This window comes from Sphaerisporangium fuscum (assembly GCF_018531465.1).
In the GTDB taxonomy this organism is placed as follows: Bacteria; Actinomycetota; Actinomycetes; order Streptosporangiales; family Streptosporangiaceae; genus Sphaerisporangium; species Sphaerisporangium fuscum.
Genome location: NZ_JAHDTF010000020.1, coordinates 149,813 through 167,296, shown reverse-complemented (window position 1 = coordinate 167,296; position 17,484 = coordinate 149,813). Strand labels below are relative to the sequence as shown.

Sequence of the window (17,484 nt, the reverse complement as noted above, 5' to 3'; positions counted from 1 at the left end):
GCCGTCCGCGTGCCTCCTCAGCCTTCGGCGTGCCGCGGCAGGTCGGCGAGAAGCGCGGCGAGCCTGTCGTCCTGACGGGCGGCGACGCCCAGCAGCGCCACCATCTGGTCGACGAGCAGGCGTTCGAGGGTGGCGCGCTCGATGTCGCGGTTCTCCAGCCAGTCGAGCCCCGCGGTCTCCACCGAGGCGATCCACGACCTCAGGGTCATGCGCAGCACCGGAGCGGGCTCTCCGACCTGCATCTGATTGGTGATCATCTTGAAGAGGCGCCGCCGCACGCCCTCGACGATCTCTCCCACCTCACCCGCGCGGTTGGCCGGCCCTCCCCGAAGCAGCGCCGCGAATCCCGCGGCGTGGTCTTCCACGAAGTCGAAGTAGCGGGTCAGCCCCTCGGCCAGTTCCTCGATCGCGGTGCCGCCCCGCACCGGACGGAGCCGTTCCTCCAGTTCGGCCGCCGCGCTGCGCAGCGCCGCGACGTACAGCTCCTGCTTTCCACCGAAGTAGTGGTACACCAGCGCCCGGGACGCGCCGGCGGCTGTGGCGACGTCGTCGATCGAGACGTCTTCGGCATCGTGTCTGCTGAACAACTCCAGTGCCGCCGCCATGAGCTCCTCGCGGCGGCGGTCGACGCTCAGCCTGCGCCGGACCGGACGCGCCTCCCCAGGGTCGGCGCCGTCGCGCTCCCCCGGGGCCCTTGATGTCGCACCCACAATGCGCACACTATCGGAGAGAGTGCCAATAAGCGCGGCCCCGATGACCATCTGCCGAGGCGCATACCCGTATCCCTTGACGCGACTCGATCGTTTGGTCTGACAGGTGCACATCCACGCAGCGTGGGGAGAACCATGTCAGGACCGTCCATGCAGACGACCGCTCGGTACCGTTCCGATCTCGGCACGCCCGAATCCGGGCTGGGCGACGCCCACGGCCCGCGGCCCCGGCCGACGATCCGGAACGTCGCCGAACGCGCGGGCGTCTCCAAGTCGCTGGTGTCCCTGGTGCTGAGAGGGTCCCCGCACGTCAGCGAGCACCGGCGCGAAGCGGTGCTGCAGGCGGCCAGGGAGCTCGGCTACCGCCCGAACGCGGTGGCCCGCAGCCTGGTCGAAGGGCGCACCCACCTGGTGGGGGCGCTCGTGGCCGACCTGCACAACCCTTTCTACGCCGAGTTCCTCGACGGCCTGCAGGAGAGCCTGCACGGTGACGGCCTGCGCCTGCTGATCGGCAGCGGCCGCTGGGACCCCGCCTTCGAGGAGGAGGCGGTGGAGGCGTTCCTGGAGCTGCGGGTGGACGGCCTGGTGCTGATCGGCGTCGCCCCCTCCAGCGAGACGCTGGCCGAGGCCGCCGCCTACACCCCGACCGTCGTGGTCGGTGAGCGCGACGTGGAGCTGGGCGGCGTGGACATCGTCGTGGACGACGACCAGCTGGGCGCCCGCCTCGCGGTGGACCACCTGGTCGAGCTCGGCCACCGGCGCATCGCCCACATCGAGGGCACCCCGTCGTCCTCGGCCCGCTTCCGCTGCGAGGGGTACCTCGTCGCGATGCGACGGCACTCGCTGGCGCCCCACATCATGGTCGAGCACGGCGATTTCACCGAGGAGGGCGGACGGCGAGCGGCGCGGGCCCTGCTCGAACGCGACCCGCGCCCCACCGCGATCTTCGCGGCCAACGACGTCGTCGCCCTCGGCGTCCTGGCCGCCGCGAGCGAGCTCGGGCTGCGCGTCCCGGAGGACCTGTCGGTGGTGGGGTACGACAACACCAACCTGGCGGCCATCCACCACATCTCGCTGACCAGCGTCGACCAGCCGCGGCGGGCGATGGGCCGGTCGGCGGCGGCGCTGCTCAGCGACCGCATCACCGATCCCGGCAAGGCCGCGCGCACAAGGGAGGTCACCCCGCGGCTGGTCGTACGGCGCAGCACCGGCCCGGCTCCAAGTGATCCCCAAGGGTAGGTCAACATCCACGGGATCGGCGCCGTCCCCGTGTTGACTGGATGAGCATGGCGCCGGCCCCCCGGCGCGCCGGACCGGCCCGCGGAGGGCCGGAACGCTCGCTTGTCATGGGGGCAGCGGGCGGGCAGGCAACGCCCGCCGGGCGAGACGGCCGGCGTCCGACCGGGGGGTAGACATGCGTGATCCGGAACTGATCTCGTGCGCGCAGCACGCGGCGGCCGAACTCGAGCAGGCCTGGGCGCACTGGCGGGCCGCCCGGGGCAGGAACGGCGAGGCGACGGAGTCCGTCGCGAGCTACGTCGCCCACTCCATCGACCATCCGTGGGGCCGCCCGCGGGTCGTCCTGGGACTCGACGCCGAGGACGCCCGGGAACTCGCCGCGCTCCTCCAGAGGCAGGAGATCGGCCAGCCCGCCTGGTGAGATCCGCCATCTTTCGTGGAACGGCCGGTCCATTCCTCCGATGCGCGTAGCTTGGAGGGACAGTCGTCTGCGAAGGGGATCACCGTGATCAGTCGAGCACTCGTCGCCACATGCCTCGTCCTGTGCGGGCTCGGGGCCTCGGCGTGCGGCGCAACGGACGATCCCGAGACGACAGGGTCCGGCGAGGCGCACGCGGCGCAGATGAAGCAGGTCACCAAGTCGGCCTCCGGTGAAGCCGGTGAGGCCAGGGCCGCCTCCGCCGGCACCCCGACCCCCGCCCAGCCGCTGGCGGGGAAGGTCATCGTGATCGACCCGGGCCACAACGGCGGCAACTACCGTCACCCGGAGATCATCAACAAGAAGGTCAACGTCCTCACCGAGTGGAAGGCGTGCGACACCACCGGCACCGCCACCAACGACGGCTACTCCGAGGCCGCCTTCACCTGGGACGTCGCCGCCCGCATGGTCAAGTTGCTGAAGGCCAAGGGCGCCACCGTCAAGCTGACCCGCTCCGGTAACGACGGCGTCGGCCCGTGCATCACCGAGCGCGCGGCCATCGGCAACAAGGCCCACGCCAACGCGGCGATCTCGATCCACGCCGACGGCGCCCCCGCCTCCGGCCACGGCTTCCACGTCATCATCCCGAAGAAGATCAACGGGCCGGTCGACCCGGTGGTCGGCGCGTCCAGGAAGCTCGGCGTCGCCGTGCGCGACGCCTACCGGCAGGGCACCGGCGTCTCCTACTCCACCTACATCGGCAAGAACGCCCTCGACTTCCGCGGCGACCTCGGCGGGCTGAACCTCTCGACCGTGCCCAAGGTCTTCATCGAGACCGGCAACATGCGCAACGCGGGTGACGCGGCCAAGCTCAAGGACCCCCAGTTCCGGCAGCGGATCGCCAAGTCGCTCACGCAGGGCATCGAGAACTACCTGGGCTGAGTCTCCGACCGCTCTGGACGGCCCCCAGGTCCGGTTTGGCATGATCTGAAGGCATGAGCGCCCTCATCCCGCGTCCGCGTGCCGTCCGTACCTCTCCGGGCTCGTTCGAGTTCACGCGGCGGGAACCAGTCTCCGGTCCCGCCGACCTCACCGACGCCGTACGACTCGCTCTGCCGGCGCTCGACCTCACGGGCAGGGCTGTAGGGGCTCCTGAGCCGCGTATCACCGTGGAACGGGACAAAGACCTTGGACCTGAGAGTTACGCCCTCACCGTGACGCCTGAGGCCGTACAGATCAGGGCCGGGGACGCGACCGGCGCGCTGTACGCGGGGCAGACGCTCCGCCAGCTCCTGCCACCCGACGCCTACCGGTCCTCGGCCCTGCCCGGCGTGCGGTGGAGCGTGCCGTGCGTGAGCGTCGAGGACGGTCCCCGCTTCTCCTGGCGCGGCGCGCACCTCGACGTCTCCCGGCATTTCCTGCCGAAGCGTGAAGTGCTCCGCATGATCGACCTGCTGGCCGTCCACAAGCTCAACCGCCTCCATCTGCACCTGGCCGACGACCAGGGCTGGCGGGTGGAGAGCAGGGCCTACCCCCTGCTGCACGAGGTCGGATCGCACCGCGCGCAGACCACGACCAGGCCGTTCCGCGGCCAGGAACCGGCCTTCGACGGGACCCCGCACGGCGGCTACTACACCTTGGCCGACCTGTCGGAGATCGCGGAGTACGCGCGGGCCCGCGCCGTGACCATCGTCCCGGAGATCGACGTCCCCGGCCACGCCTCGGCCATCCTCGCGGCCTACCCTCACCTCGGCGCCGCCCCCGCCCGGCGGTACGACGTGCTCGACCGCTGGGGCATCTCCCCGGCCATCCTGTCCCCGCTCCCCGCCACGATCGACTTCCTGTCGGCGGTGTTCGGCGAGATCATCGACGCGCTGGGCGCCGTGCCGTACTTCCACATCGGCGGCGACGAGTGCGTGCTGGACGACTGGGCGGCCTCGGGCGAGATCGAGGCCTACCGGCGGTCGCTCGGGCTCGGCTCCGTGGGCGACCTGCACGCCTGGTTCCTGCGCAGGCTCGCCGACATCCTGGCCGAGCGGGGCTCCCGCGCGGTGGTCTGGGACGAGGCGTTCGTGAGCGGCATGCTCCGTGACGACACGATCGTGATGCCCTGGCGCGGGGCGCAGGTCGGGCGGCGGGCGGCGGAGGCGGGTCACGACATCGTGGCGACCCCCGTCTTCCCCCTGTACTTCGACTACGCCGAGGCCGGCTCCGCCGAGGAGCCCGCGGCGATCGGCGACGCGATCACCGTGGAGGACGTGGCCGCCTTCGAACCGGCACCGTCCTCCTGGGAGCCCGAGGTCGCCGGGCGGGTGCTGGGCGCCCAGTTCCAGCTGTGGACCGAGCGCATCCCGGACGCCCGCACCCTCGACTACCGGGCCTGGCCGCGCGGCTGCGCGGTGGCCCAGGTCACCTGGTCGGGCGGCGCGGACGGCTTCGCCGAGGCCCTGCCCGCCCACCTGACCCGGCTGGACGCCTACGGCGTGGAGTACCGTCCCCCGGCGGGGCCGAGGCCCTGGCAGCGGGGCGGCACGGGCGACCGCCGCCACCGCCCGGGGGCCGTCGAGGTGGGTGAGGTGATGCGCCGCCTGGACGCCCTCACCCACGAGGCGGACTCCACCCGCCCCAGCATCTAGGCCTGTTTCCCGCCCCGGCCCGGATCGCCCTGCTCGGAGGGCACGTACGGCTTCGACACAGGCCGATGAGGGCCGCGGTGTGCGGAAACGGGTCCGGCGGAGGTCAGGCGACCTGGTAGCCGGCTTCCTCGATGGCGGCGCGGATGGCGGCGTCATCGAGGGCGGCTCCGGAGACCTCGACGCGCCCGCTGTCGAGGTCGACCTCGACGCCGGTGACGCCCGGGACCTCGCCGACCTCCTCCTTGACGGAGCTGACGCAGTGGCCGCAGGTCATGCCCTTGACGATGTATGTGCTGGTGCTCATCTGTCATCCCTTTCCGGCGCTGGAACGGCTCGGGCGGCACGAAGGCCGCCGGTACCCTTCCTGGGTATGGTACGCCGCCGGCCGCCCGGCCTCGCGTCCGACATCCCAGGACCGGGGTACCCGGACCCGCCCGCGGCCGGGCTACCCGCTGACCCGGCCGATGACCTCACGGATCGAGGTGTGGCCGTGGCGGCGCAGCCGGCGGGACAGGTCGCGGTTGATACGCCACGCCCAGAGCGGGCCGTCGTAGATCATCCCGGTGTACCCCTGGACCAGGGTCGCCCCGGCGAGCAGCCGTTCCCACACGTCGTCGACGTTCTCGACACCGCCCACCGAGACCAGCGTCAGGCGGTCGCCGACCCGTGCCCGCAGCCTGCGCAGCACCTCGAGGGAGCGCGCCTTCAGCGGCCGGCCGGACAGGCCTCCGGTCTCGGCGGCCACGTCGGGGTCGGACTTCGACAGGCCTTCGCGGCCGATGGTGGTGTTGGTGGCGATGACGCCCGCCAGACCCAGCTCCAGCGCGAGGTCGGCCACGGCGTCGACGTCCTCGTCGGCCAGGTCCGGAGCGATCTTGACGAGCAGAGGCGTGCGGCCCGCGGCCCGCTGAACCTCCTTCAACAGCGGCCGGAGCAGCTCGACGGCCTGGAGGTTCCGCAGACCCGGGGTGTTCGGGGAGCTGACGTTGACCACGAGGTAGTCGGCCAGCGGGGCGAGCCGGGCGGCACTGGCGACGTAGTCGCGCGCCGCGAGTTCCTCGGGGATGACCTTGGTCTTGCCGATGTTCACCCCGACGACCACGGGCAGGCTCCGCGGCCTGCTCAACCGGCGCGCCGCCTGCCGGGCACCCCGGTTGTTGAAGCCCATGCGGTTGATGATCGCGCGGTCGGCGACCAGCCGGAACAGTCTCGGGCGGGGGTTGCCCGGCTGGGCGTGCGCGGTGATCGTGCCGACCTCGACATGGCCGAAGCCGAACGCCGCCAGCGCCTCGACGCAGCCGGCGTCCTTGTCGAACCCCGCGGCCAGGCCGAAGGGACTGGGGAAGTGCACGCCGAACGCCTGCAGGCGTAGCGCTTCGTCGCGTGGCGCCAGCCTCTTGTAGAGGCGGCGCTTCACGACGGGGACGAGCGAAAGGACCCGGAGTGCGCGAACGGTCAGATGGTGCACCGCCTCGGCGTCGAACCGCCGGAGCACCTGCGCGAACAGCAATCGATACATCACGGATCAGCGTAGCCGGGATCGGCGGCCGCCCGGCCGTCCGGGCCGGGAAGAGGCCCGGTCACGGCCCGCCGTCTCACCGGCCGCCCCTTCAGCCGGGAGGGGCCTGCTCACCCAGGATCTCCGCGGCCAGGTCGGCGACGCGGCGGCGGCTGTCCCGGGCCCGCTTGCGCAGGCCGGTGAAGGCCTGGGCCGCGGTGAGGTCGTGCTTGCCCATGAGGTACCCGATCGCCCGCTCGATCACGATGCGATAGTCGAGCGCGTACTGCAGCTGGTCGGCCAGCGCGCTCTTCTCCTCCGCCTTCACCGCGGCGGCGAGCACTTCCTCGATCACATGGGCGTAGGCCAGAAGGGCCTGGGTGTCCGAGTCCTCCCACTCGTGCGGCTCGGCCTGGTAGACGTTCAGCGTGCCCACCGGCCCGTCCCCCAGTCGTACGGGGACGCCCGCCACGGCCCGCACGCTGGGGTGCAGGAGATCGGCGAGACCGGGCCACCGTTCGTCCACCTGGACGTCCCGGGTGGTGACCGCCGTGTTGTTGAAATACGCCGATACGCAAGGCCCTCGCCCGATCGCCGCCTGGGCGTGCTCAAGGCTGCGTCCCGCCTCGTCGGTCGTGACCAGGTAGCGCAGCATCTTGCCTTCGTCAGCGAACATCAGACCGGCACCCGCGTAACCGAACAGCCGATCGACGACGCGCACTATGCGTTCCAGGTGGTGAACGACGCCCGTCGCCTCAGAGGCCCGCTGCAGGCCCCTGAGGCTCGCGACGAGGGCCTCCGGATCTATACGTGTCATTTCCCATCCTCTTGTGATCGTCACCCTTGCGCCGGCGCGGTCATGCAGAGGCATGCGGTTCCACATCACTTCTGCCCGAAATCGGGCACAACAGTCCCGCTTTCTGTGGACACCGGTGGAGCGCCAACCCGAAGAGCCCGGATCGCGCTGCGATCCGGGCGGTGAACGCGGGAACACCGAAGACGCCGTCCGCGGAACGGAAGGGATCGGCGAGCGCGGCCGAGGGCATGCGATACCCCGGCGCGCTGGACATGGTCGACGCCCGTGCCAATGGCGGTGCCACCTCCATATGAGGAAGCTCCGCGGACACAGGGCGGAATGATCTGTGACAAAGGGTAGTGCGGCACGTGACTTCGGCCAAGTGGTTCTCCACTTGACACCGGAATCGGCGTGTCGAACGGCTCTCCCGCCCGCCGAGTCCTACCCCCACGGGATGGACGCGAGCACGGACGAGCGATCGGTTCGCTCCGCGACTACTGCTGAGATTAAAGCGGCTCCACACCTCGGATGCGAAACCGGAAGCCATCCTAGATCATGCGTTCGTGCGGCATGATCGAGGATCGCGACGCGAAGGCGCCGGCGAGGGAGGCGCAGGCGCCGTGGGTGAACAACTCCTACGCGCGTGCCCCCGGGCGGCCGTGACGGTGATGTCGGCGTCCGCGTCGCCGCCCGTGGCGCCGGCCTCCCCACCACGCCCGCCGCGCTCACCCGCCACGCCGGGACGTGGCGGCCGTGGCGGGCCTACGCCGTGCAGTATCTGTGGTCCGGCAACGACCGCCCGATCAACCGCCTCCCCTCCGAGGGGCGGTCACCTGTATGAAGGGAACATCACGGGAAGGATCGGAACGGTGAGCGATACGAGCGTGGTTGCCAGCCCGGCGGACTTCACCCTGTACGGCGACTACGGGCTGAAGTCCTCGACCACCCCGAAGGGTGCCTTCGCCCGGCCGCCGTACGGCTTCCGGGGCCGGATCACCGCCGACGGCAGCAGCGGCCACCCCGCCGAACCGGGCCGCTACCACCTCTACGTGTCCCTGGCCTGCCCGTGGGCGCACCGGTCGATCATCGTGCGGGCCCTGAAGAAGCTCGAGGACGTCGTCTCGCTGTCGGTGGTGGATCCTGTCCGCGACGGCCGCGGGTGGGCGTTCCGGGAGGGCCCCGGCCACGGACCCGACCCGGTGAACGGCTTCCGGCTGCTGAGCGAGGCCTACGAGGCGAGCGAGCCCGGCTACGACGGGCACGTCTCCGTACCGGTGCTGTGGGACCGCACGACCGGGCGCATCGTGAGCAACAACTTCCCGGACATCACGATCGACCTCGCCACCCAGTTCGAGCAGTGGGCCCACCCGGGCGTCGACCTCTACCCGGCCGACCTCAGGACCGAGATCGACGCGCTCAACGACCGGATCTACGCCGCCGTCAACAACGGGGTCTACCGCTGCGGCTTCGCCACGAGCCAGGAGGCGTACGACGAGGCGGTCACCGAGCTGTTCGCCACTCTCGACGAACTCGACGAACGCCTCGCCACCCGGAGGTACCTCTTCGGAGATCGCCTCACGGAGGCGGACGTACGGCTGTGGGTGACGCTCGCCCGCTTCGACACGGTCTACGTCACCCACTTCAAGGCCAACCTGCGAAGGCTCGTGGACTACCCGAACCTGTGGGCGTACGCCAGAGATCTCTACCAGCGTCCCGCCTTCGGGGGGACCACGGACTTCGACCACATCAAGCGGCACTACTACCGCACCCATCCGCAGATCAACCCGACGAGAATCGTGCCGGCCGGCCCCGTGCTCGACTGGGACGCCCGGCACGACCGGGAGAAACTCGCTTCCTGACTCCCTTACGCCTTCTCTCGCCGGCGCATGGTGCTCGGCGCCGCGTTCTCGGTCAGCGGATTCCGGCGGGCTGCCGCTCGCGTTCCGCCTCCGCCACCGGGGTCGGGTGCGCCGTGCGGGGGCCGATCTCCTCCCGCCTGCCGGTACGCCCGGCGACGATCACGCCGTAGGACAGTGCGCCCGCGACGGCCGCCGCGCCCACGATGAGCAAGATGAGCGCGGACCAATCAATCGTGGCGATCATGCTGATCCCCTTCCTCTCTCCTCTCCGTTCCTGACTCACGGGCCCGTTCAGATATGCCGGCTCCAGTTACCTTCCCCAGAGGATCGGAGGCATGAGGCACGAAGCCCCGTCCGGGGGGTGGTGTTCCTCACGGTGGGGGGTCGACGCGTTCGACCGCGGGTGCGGGAGGGGTGGGCTCACTCACGCGTGAACTCGGCCCTGACGCCGAGCAGTCGCACCGGCCGCCGTTCGGTGAATCCGTCCAGAGCCGCCAGGGCGGCGCCTTCGATCTCGGCCGCGTCGGTGGCCGGCTCCACGAGGGCCTCCCCGTGTGTGCGGGTGACGAAGGGCGCGTAGCGGACCTTCACCACGACCCGCGCCGCCGCCCGCCGCTCGGCGGCGACGTCCCCCGCCACGCGCCGTGCCAGGCGCGCGACCTCGCGCCGCACCTCGTCCCAGTCGTCCAGGTCCTGTTGGTAGGTGGTCTCGCGGCTGCGCGACCGGGCGACGTACGGCGTGCCGACGGCAGGTGAGTCGTCCTCACCACGGGCCAGCCGCACGAGCCACGGCCCCGTCGCGGGGCCGTACCGGGCGGCCAGGGCCTGCGGGTCGGCCGCCGCGAGCTGGGCCACCGTCCGGATGCCCGTCTCGGCGAGCCGCCTGGCGGTCTTGGCCCCGATGCCCCACAGCGCGTCGGTGGGCAGGTCGCCGAGCACCTCGGACCACGTCCCGCCGGTCAGCCGGAAGACTCCGGCGGGCTTGCCGAACCCCGTGGCCATCTTGGCCTGCAGCTTGTTCTCCCCGATGCCCACGCTGCACTCCAGGCCGGTGGACTCGCGCACGCGGCGCTGGATCAGCCGCGCCGTCCCCTCGGGGTCGTCGTCGACCGCGACGAACGCCTCGTCCCAGCCGAGCACCTCGACCACGGCGTCGAGCTCCCGCAGCACGGCCATGACCTCGCGGGACGCCTCGTCGTACGCCTCCCGGTCGACCGGGAGGAACACCGCGTCCGGGCAGCGCCGGGCCGCCGTGCGCAGGGGCAGGCCGGAGTGAACGCCGTACTCGCGGGCCTCGTAGGAGGCGGTGCTGACGACGCCCCGCTTGGTGGGGTCGCCGTCGCCGCCGACGACGACCGGGCGACCGCGCAGCTCAGGGCGGCGCAGCAGCTCGACGGCGGCGACGAACTGGTCGAGATCGACGTGCAGCACCCAGCGGGTCACTCTTCATTGTCGCCTCGCCGCCCGGAACGATCCGCGGGGTGCCCGCCGTCGCGGTCGCCGGTCAGAGGTAGTACCCCTCGACCGGGACCCGGGCCTCGTCGAACAGGGCCGGCCCGTCCAGGCGGACCCCCGATGCGGTGGCGGGCGGCTTGAGGGTCGCGAGCTGCTCACCGGAGAGCGCGAAGACGACCCGGCCGAGGCCGGAGCGCTCGATGGCCCCCTGGCACATGCCGCAGGGCTGGCAGCTGGTGTACATCGTGGTGGCGGCCGCGGTCGCCGGGTCGAGTTCCCGTGCCGCCCACCGGGCCAGCTTCAGCTCCGGATGGGCGGTGATGTCGTCGTCGCTGAGGGAGGTGTTGTGCTCCTCGATCAGCACCTCGCCGTCCGGGCCCGCCAGCAGCGAGCCGAAGGGCGGGTTCCCGCCCGCGCGGGACTTGGCGGCCAGCTCGATGGCCCGGCGGAGAAGCTGTTCCTCGTCGTGTGTCACGGTCGCTCCATCGTGGTGTGGGTGGCTTCGGTGTGGGTGGCTTCGGTGCGGGTGGCCTCGGTGCGGGTGCCGAAGGACGCGGCCACCGCGGCAAGGGCCTGCCACGCCGCCTCCGGATGGCACGTTTCGCTCGGGTCGCCCTCGAACGGGTCGAGCACGACGGTCTCGGCGCCGAGAAGGCGCAGCTGTTCGAGGTCACCGATGATCTGGTCGAGGGTGCCCTCCCCGGCGCGCCGCCCTGGGTCGTCCACCGGCGTGGGCGTGAGTCGCAGAAGGATACGAGGGACCAGGGCGGGCACGGGGCGTCCTTCCTCGTCCGCGATGCGCCTCAGCCGTTCCAGTGCCTCGCGGATCCACGGGAGGGTGTTGCGCAGGGGATGCCAGGCGTCGCCGAGGCGGACGGCCCGGCGTATGCCGGCGTCGCTGTTGCCGCCGACCCAGATCGGCACCGTCCCGCCGACGTAGTCCTGACCGTCCTCCCAGGCGGCACGCATCGCCCGGATGTAATCGTCGCTGAGCTTCCCGCGCTGGTGGAAGGGCACGTCGAGGGCCTCGAACTCCTGCCGCGCCCAGCCGGCGCCCACGCCGAGCACCAGGCGTCCCCCGCTGAGCGCGTTGAGGTTGGCGGCCATGCGAGCGGTGAGCAGCGGATGCCGGTACGGCAGGATCAGCACGGTCGTCCCGAGCCGGACCCTGCTGGTGACGCCCGCGAGCCAGGACAGGGTGGTGAACGGCTCGTAGAACGGCGCCGGGTACTGCCGGGCGACGTCAGGCGTGATCACGACGTGGTCCGAGACCACCAGCAGGTCGAAGCCGAGGCCTTCCACCGTCTGCGCCCACCGGCGGAGCACATCGGGATTCGTACCGGGCCCGAAGTTTGGGACGTTTACCCCTATTTCCACTCGTTCAGGCTATCCAGCGGTCAAGCGTCATCGGAAGGGAATCTTCACGGCGTACCGGCCGGTGAGCCGTGGATTCACCGGTATATTCGCCTGATGCCCGAGAATCTTGACGCCACCGACTGGGCGATCCTGGCCGAGCTCCAGCAGGACGGCCGCATGTCGCTCACCGAGCTCGGACGCCGCGTCAACCTGAGCGCGTCCGCCACGACCGAGCGCGTCAAGCGGCTGGAGACGACAGGGGTCATCACCGGCTACCACGCCCACGTCGACCTGGTGAAGGTCGGTTTCGCCGTTCTCGCGGTGGTACGCCTGAAGTACCCGGGCAGCCGTCACCAGCCGCTGCACCAGTTGCTCAAGGAGCGCCTGGAGATCCTGGAGTGCCTGCGCACCACCGGCGACGACTGCTACACCCTCAAGGTCACCGCCACCTCCATGGCCCACCTGGAAGAGCTCATCAACGAGCTCGCCCAGTTCGGCAGCACGACGACGAACATCGTCTACAGCCAGACCCTCCCCTACCGCGGCCCCCATCGAGCGGCGCAGGTGGAATGATCTCTGCTCGACGCCACGACGGAAGGACACCATGGCCGAGGCACCCGGAGCGAGACCCGAACCTCCGGTGACCACACGACTCCACTTCGCCGCGGTCCTGGCCGCCGCCGGCCCGGTACTCCTGCCGGCCTTCGGGGTGGGCCGGGAAAGCGCCGCCTGGTTCTGGGCCGGCGCGGACGCCGGCCCCTTCGCCCTCGACAGCGGGCCGTGGGAGACGTTGTTCTGGTCCGAGCTCCTGTTACCGGTCGTCCTCGCCGGTCTCCTGTTGCGTCCGCCGCGCCGGGCCACCACCATCGCGGTGTCGGCGGTCGGCGCGGTGCTCGCGCTCGGGCTGTTCACGGCGATCGTGTTGCCCGGCACCGATCCGTGCGACGGCCACATGCCCGCGATCACACCGCCGTGGCTCCTGATCGTCTGCTGTGCCCTGGCCACGGCGGCGCTGCTCGCCGCCGGCCGGTCACCGCTGTCCGTGCCGCGGCGCCCGGTGGCCGCCTGGACGGCCGCCGTGTGCCTCGCCGGATGGACGCCGTTCTCCTGCCGCATACCGATCTTCACGCCGGACCACGACTACTCCGAGGCGTACGCCATCCCCACCTTGGGCGTCCAGGGACCCGGGTTGATCTACGAGGTCGCCTGGCCGGCGCAGGTGTCGGACGCCGATCTCCTCGGCCTGCCGGTCGTGGTCGTCGCCCTCGCGGCGGCCTGCGCGGCTCTCTCGAGCCGGTGGGCACGGCCGGCCGCCGTGGGAGCCGGGCTGGTCCTCGCCGGCTTCGCCCTGCTCGACATCGTCGCCTACCTGAGCTGCTACGGGACGGACGTCGCCCAGCTCCCCAGCCTGATCAAGTGGCATCTGATCGTCGCCGGCGCCATCACCGCCCTGCCCACCCCGAAACCGGCCCGGACGCTACGCCGCCTGTGGAGCAGGATCCCCGTTCACCCCAGGGACCTCGCCGTGGTGATCGTGGTCGTGGTCTCGTCCGTCTGGCTCGTCATCTCGTCCTTCTCATAGCCCTCGTCATATTCCAGCCGGGGCCGCTCGCGAGCGGCCCGGTCCTGGCCGGTGGTGGGGTCGGGCAGCCGTGGTCCTGACTCGTGGCAGAGGCCAATGCGGTGCCGGGTCAACTGCTTGCTCATCACGGCTCGTACCCGCGCTCACGCGGCGGCCGGTCCCGCCCGATCCGCCCGGGGCCGGGAAAAATCACGAGAGTAGCACATGACCCGGCGGGCCACCCGGAATTCATCATGAAAATGCACGGGGTTACCGGCCTTTACACCTCTCATCACCATGAGTGATTGACTAATCGCCGAACATGAATATTGACGGCCCCATACCAAGATTGATAACGTCCCGATCACGTGCAGCCTCCCCGAATCCCGGGGCCCCGGTCGAAATAATCAGACGACTTCGTCGGCCCGGCATCGCGAAATCGTCTTTCGACGACACTGGAGAATGACATCAAAACATTACTTCGCCGAGCCCTGTACAAGCCCCGCCGCCTTCCGGCCGGCCGCATGAACATCCGGAGTCGCGTCTCCGCCGCCGCTCTGGTGTTCATCGCGGCCACCCTCACCGTAGGCGCCGCTGCCAGCGCCGACTCCCGTGCACACACGTCCGCCGACAGCGTCTCGGCGATCGAGGCACGGCCCAACGACGGCTCCGGATATTGGCCGGACTTCTCGAACACCGGCTATGCGAATACTCCGGCCAATGCCGGCGGTCTGGGCCTTGGCGCGTACCCCGGCCGCCTTACCGACTATACGTCGAACATGAGTGCCGGCAAGCCGCTGACGCTCAGGTACCCGGATAACAGCGTCATATCCTTCAAACGCTTCCTGGCCCTCAAGACAGTGATTTACGGCGACAATCTCACGTTCGTCGGCTGCTTGTTCGAGGGCACCGACCCCAACGACAACCTCGTCCAGATCTACTCGGACAACAACATCAAGTTCCTGTACTCGACGTTCAAGCCCAGCTCCTACTCGATGCCACCCGGAAACGACGGCACCGTTTCGTCGTCCCATTCCAAGCCTGGCACGCCTTTCGACAAGTCCTGGCAGCTGGCCACGACGATGAAGGAAGCCGTTGCCGTCATGGACCACAACGACATCTGGGGGAACGCGGGCCTGGAAATGGTGACCGGCTTCCCCGGCCGCCCGTCGACCTGGACGAACAACTACATCCATGACATGGCCGACACGTCACATGACGTCTATCACCATGACGGCATAGGTCCGCAGAGTGAAGGCAACGGCGGCCCCATGGTCGTTCACCACAACACCCTGGCCTCTTTGGGCAACACCAATGCCCTGGCCCTGCAGGGCAGCGGTGTCTACGATCACATCTCTTTCACGGACAACTATGTCTCCGGCTGGGGTTACGCCGTGCACATCGGCGACGTCGACAACGCCACCAACATCACGGTGACCGGCAACATCTTCTCGGCCGAGCTCGAGCAGTTGTACGGTTTCCTGTACGGCAACATCTGGGGCGGATCGTCCCGTGGCTCCACCTGGCGCGGCAATCTCATCCAAGCCCGCGCGGGGGACGGCAACCGAACCTATTCGACGGCCGACAACGGCAAGTATCTATGGCCGGACGGTGGTACCCGTACCACCGACTACACAGGCTGAGTCTCTTCCGACCGGCCGTAGTCGCACGAACGCGCTGCTCTTCGCGAAGAGCAGCGCGTTTTCGCCGAGTTCTACCGGGTGTTGGCTATCTGCTGGCCTGCAAGCCGGTCAGCGCATGACCGTCCTGCCGCTCAGCAGCGGCGTGTCGATGTGCCACGGCCCGTGACTCCTGTAGCCGTTCTCAGTGTGCTTCTCCGGCGGTCTCGCGAACACGCGTGGTCGTCTCTTCCACTGACAGGCCGGTGTACCTTCCGGCGAAGGCCAGAATGTCCGCCACCAGGGCGCGTTCTTTACTCGCGGGAGACGCGGCGTGGGCGGTGTCGGGTTCTCGACGCATGAGAACCGGCCGGTCGCTGTCGGTGGCGCTCTGCAGGGCCGCGCACATTTTGGTCACGTGGGCCTCTCCGGTCTGCAGATCGGTCACCGCGCCGGCGAAGAGGAAAGCGGGATACGGGGTCCCGGGCGTGACGTTGTGGTAGGGGGAGTACGACAACAGCCATTGGAGTTGTTCGGGTTCGGAGGCGCTGCCGAATTCGTCGGTCCACGTGCATCCCAGGCCGAAGCGTTCGTAGCGCACCATGTCGCACAGCGGGCCTTCGGCGATGACCGCGGCGTACAGGTCCGGTCGCTGCGTGGCGGCGGCGGTGACCAGCAGTCCACCGGCGGACTGGCCATAGATCGCCAGTTGGTCGCTGGTGGTCCGGCCGGTGTTGATGAGCCAGGTCGCGGCGTCGTTGAAGTCAGTGATCGCGCGGTGTTTGTGCGGTCCGCGACCGGCATCGTGCCAACGCCGGCCTTCTTCGCCGCCTCCGCGCACACAGGCGACGGCGTAGGTGCCGCCGGCGCCGACCCATGCGGCTGCCAGGGGGAGGAACCATGGGCGCATCGGCATGCCGAAGCTGCCGTAGCCGTAGAGGAGGGTGGGGCGGGAGCCCTGATGTTCTTCAGCCGGGGTGAACAGGAACAGCGTGATCTCGGTACCGTCGCCGGCCCGGTAACGAACGCCGCGGCTGCGGATCTCCGGAGTGTTTCCGGCCGTTGTGGCGCCGGTCTCCTGTTCCGTCTCCCCGCTGGCGGCGTCGTAGCGATAGATGGTGGGGGGCGTGGCCGCGTCGCAGTAGCTGAACCATGCGTGACGTCCGTGCGGGATGTTCGCGCGCAGGGATGACACGACGCCGGCGCCGGGAAGGGGCAGCTCGGTGAGCGGCCGGCCACTGGCCAGGTCGTGCAGTGTCAGGGCGGAGGTGCCGTGGCGGGTGCGTGCCACCAGAAGGAGGGGCCGCGGAAGCGCCGGATCGTCCAGGACCACACACTCGTCCAGAGGGGCCTGAGGATCTTCGGCTACCAGCGTGTGCCATGCGGCCGGGTCGGTGTCGTGCCGGCGGGCCGTGCAGATGCGTCCGCACGGGGCCTGGTAGTCGGTGACCAGCAGCAGATGGTCGTCCGCGAGGAAACGTGGGAGGACACGGGCGCGTAGGGTCGGCCCGTCCACGATCTTGACGAGGTGCGGGGCTTCCGGATCGACGAGTTCCGCCAGGTACACATCGTTGTGCGAGGCGGGCCCGACGGTCGCGGTGATCGCCAGACAACGGCCGTCGGCGCTGACCGTGAGCCCGTAGTAGTGGTCCGGGGCATCGTCGTCACCGAACACCACCGTGTCGGCCTGCCAGGGCGAACCGATCCGATGCAACCTCACCCGCCGGTGCAGGCGCATGTCGTCAGGGGCCAGTTCCTCATCGGGAACCCGGCTGACGTAGTAGAACGCATCGCCTCCAGGCAGCCAGGCAAGCGAGGTGTTGCGGGCGCGGGGCAACGGCCCGTCCACCGTCTCGCCGGTACGCACGTCCAGCACCATGATGTCGCTGCCGGGCTGCTCGGCGACCTCCATCTGGACGGCCACACGTTCGCCCTCGCGCGATGGCCACCAGGCGTACAACCCGGTATGGCCGGACGGATCGATCTCCACCGGATCGACCAGCACCCGCCTGTTCCCCTCGGCGTCGACGACGAGGAGGCGCTGTTGCTCATCCCCGCGGAGCTGCTCGGCGAGGAACATGACCGGGCCACGCGCCATCGGGGGCTCCGAGACGCCGAAGGACGACACCTGATCCACCAGCGACGCCCACGACCGCTTCTCATGCCATCCGGTGCGATACGCGCGGAAGAGACGATCTTGGGCCGCGGCCCAGTCCTGTACGCACGAATCATCGCCGTTCTCCAACCACCGGTAGGGGTCGGAGACACGGAATCCGAACAGATCCTCCACCACATCACTGCGCCGAGCGGCAGGGTAGGAAAATCGCGCCACGAACG

Annotated in this window: 18 protein-coding genes; 9 read left to right on the top strand and 9 right to left on the bottom strand. The window is 70.0% G+C overall.

Annotated features, from left to right (window positions below; translation table 11 throughout):
• Positions 1 to 17: 17 nt before the first annotated feature.
• Entirely contained in the window at positions 18 to 710 is a 693-nt protein-coding gene (locus tag KIK05_RS25310; RefSeq protein ID WP_308250105.1) for a TetR/AcrR family transcriptional regulator, read from the bottom strand.
• Between the two features lie 135 nt (positions 711 to 845).
• On the opposite strand from KIK05_RS25310, the gene KIK05_RS25305 reads away from it, so the two are divergent.
• The 4 genes from KIK05_RS25305 to KIK05_RS25290 all read left to right on the top strand — a co-directional run bounded on the left by KIK05_RS25305 (position 846) and on the right by KIK05_RS25290 (position 5,003).
• Positions 846 to 1,949 carry a LacI family DNA-binding transcriptional regulator gene (locus tag KIK05_RS25305; protein ID WP_214413311.1) on the top strand — a complete coding sequence of 368 codons (1,104 nt, stop codon included), beginning with the start codon at positions 846 to 848 and terminating at the stop codon, positions 1,947 to 1,949.
• Between the two features lie 175 nt (positions 1,950 to 2,124).
• Entirely contained in the window at positions 2,125 to 2,370 is a 246-nt protein-coding gene (locus tag KIK05_RS25300; protein WP_214413310.1) for a hypothetical protein, read from the top strand.
• An 84-nt stretch (positions 2,371 to 2,454) separates the two neighbouring features.
• On the top strand, positions 2,455 to 3,309 hold the full coding sequence (locus KIK05_RS25295) for an N-acetylmuramoyl-L-alanine amidase (RefSeq protein ID WP_214413308.1): 855 nt from the start codon (positions 2,455 to 2,457) through the stop codon (positions 3,307 to 3,309).
• Positions 3,310 to 3,362: 53 nt separating this feature from the next.
• Positions 3,363 to 5,003 carry a beta-N-acetylhexosaminidase gene (locus tag KIK05_RS25290; RefSeq protein ID WP_214413307.1) on the top strand — a complete coding sequence of 547 codons (1,641 nt, stop codon included), beginning with the start codon at positions 3,363 to 3,365 and terminating at the stop codon, positions 5,001 to 5,003.
• A gap of 103 nt (positions 5,004 to 5,106) precedes the next feature.
• On the opposite strand, the gene KIK05_RS25285 is transcribed toward KIK05_RS25290, so the two are convergent.
• The 3 genes from KIK05_RS25285 to KIK05_RS25275 form a co-directional block, all read right to left on the bottom strand.
• Positions 5,107 to 5,307 carry a heavy-metal-associated domain-containing protein gene (locus tag KIK05_RS25285; protein ID WP_214413306.1) on the bottom strand — a complete coding sequence of 67 codons (201 nt, stop codon included), beginning with the start codon at positions 5,305 to 5,307 and terminating at the stop codon, positions 5,107 to 5,109.
• A 141-nt stretch (positions 5,308 to 5,448) separates the two neighbouring features.
• Positions 5,449 to 6,522, bottom strand: coding sequence for a quinone-dependent dihydroorotate dehydrogenase (locus KIK05_RS25280; RefSeq protein ID WP_214413305.1), 1,074 nt, complete (start codon positions 6,520 to 6,522; stop codon positions 5,449 to 5,451).
• A 91-nt stretch (positions 6,523 to 6,613) separates the two neighbouring features.
• Positions 6,614 to 7,318 (bottom strand): GAF and ANTAR domain-containing protein, encoded by a 705-nt coding sequence (locus KIK05_RS25275; RefSeq protein ID WP_214413303.1) that lies wholly within the window; start codon positions 7,316 to 7,318, stop codon positions 6,614 to 6,616.
• A 622-nt stretch (positions 7,319 to 7,940) separates the two neighbouring features.
• Here KIK05_RS25275 and KIK05_RS25270 point away from each other — a divergent pair.
• Both KIK05_RS25270 and KIK05_RS25265 read left to right on the top strand, forming a co-directional pair.
• Complete coding sequence (locus KIK05_RS25270; protein ID WP_214413302.1) at positions 7,941 to 8,138, top strand: hypothetical protein; 198 nt, start codon at positions 7,941 to 7,943, stop codon at positions 8,136 to 8,138.
• Positions 8,139 to 8,166: 28 nt separating this feature from the next.
• Complete coding sequence (locus KIK05_RS25265; protein WP_214413300.1) at positions 8,167 to 9,156, top strand: glutathione S-transferase family protein; 990 nt, start codon at positions 8,167 to 8,169, stop codon at positions 9,154 to 9,156.
• A gap of 52 nt (positions 9,157 to 9,208) precedes the next feature.
• On the opposite strand, the gene KIK05_RS25260 is transcribed toward KIK05_RS25265, so the two are convergent.
• The 4 genes from KIK05_RS25260 to KIK05_RS25245 form a co-directional block, all read right to left on the bottom strand.
• Positions 9,209 to 9,400, bottom strand: a complete 192-nt coding sequence (locus KIK05_RS25260; protein ID WP_214413299.1) for a hypothetical protein — start codon at positions 9,398 to 9,400, stop codon at positions 9,209 to 9,211.
• Between the two features lie 176 nt (positions 9,401 to 9,576).
• Positions 9,577 to 10,599, bottom strand: coding sequence for a DNA polymerase IV (locus tag KIK05_RS25255; RefSeq protein WP_214413297.1), 1,023 nt, complete (start codon positions 10,597 to 10,599; stop codon positions 9,577 to 9,579).
• A gap of 61 nt (positions 10,600 to 10,660) precedes the next feature.
• Positions 10,661 to 11,086 (bottom strand): nucleoside deaminase, encoded by a 426-nt coding sequence (locus tag KIK05_RS25250; RefSeq protein WP_214413296.1) that lies wholly within the window; start codon positions 11,084 to 11,086, stop codon positions 10,661 to 10,663.
• Positions 11,083 to 11,937 carry a TIGR03619 family F420-dependent LLM class oxidoreductase gene (locus KIK05_RS25245; protein WP_308250104.1) on the bottom strand — a complete coding sequence of 285 codons (855 nt, stop codon included), beginning with the start codon at positions 11,935 to 11,937 and terminating at the stop codon, positions 11,083 to 11,085. The genes KIK05_RS25250 and KIK05_RS25245 overlap by 4 nt, the downstream gene beginning before the upstream one ends.
• A 144-nt stretch (positions 11,938 to 12,081) precedes the next feature.
• Here KIK05_RS25245 and KIK05_RS25240 point away from each other — a divergent pair, with 144 nt between their 5' ends.
• The 3 genes from KIK05_RS25240 (at position 12,082) to KIK05_RS25230 (ending at position 15,171) form a co-directional block, all read left to right on the top strand.
• The gene (locus KIK05_RS25240) at positions 12,082 to 12,540 is read left to right on the top strand and encodes an Lrp/AsnC family transcriptional regulator (RefSeq protein WP_214413293.1); all 459 of its coding nucleotides are present in this window, start codon (positions 12,082 to 12,084) and stop codon (positions 12,538 to 12,540) included.
• Positions 12,541 to 12,607: 67 nt separating this feature from the next.
• A complete protein-coding gene (locus KIK05_RS25235; RefSeq protein ID WP_214413292.1) occupies positions 12,608 to 13,549 on the top strand; it encodes a hypothetical protein in 942 nt (313 codons plus the stop codon).
• 503 nt (positions 13,550 to 14,052) lie between these two features.
• Positions 14,053 to 15,171: a hypothetical protein gene (locus KIK05_RS25230; RefSeq protein WP_214413291.1), complete on the top strand. Its 1,119-nt coding sequence runs from the start codon at positions 14,053 to 14,055 to the stop codon at positions 15,169 to 15,171.
• A gap of 181 nt (positions 15,172 to 15,352) precedes the next feature.
• Here KIK05_RS25230 and KIK05_RS25225 read toward each other — a convergent pair whose 3' ends face one another.
• Positions 15,353 to 17,479, bottom strand: a complete 2,127-nt coding sequence (locus KIK05_RS25225; RefSeq protein WP_308250103.1) for a prolyl oligopeptidase family serine peptidase — start codon at positions 17,477 to 17,479, stop codon at positions 15,353 to 15,355.
• Between the last annotated feature and the right edge of the window lie 5 nt (positions 17,480 to 17,484).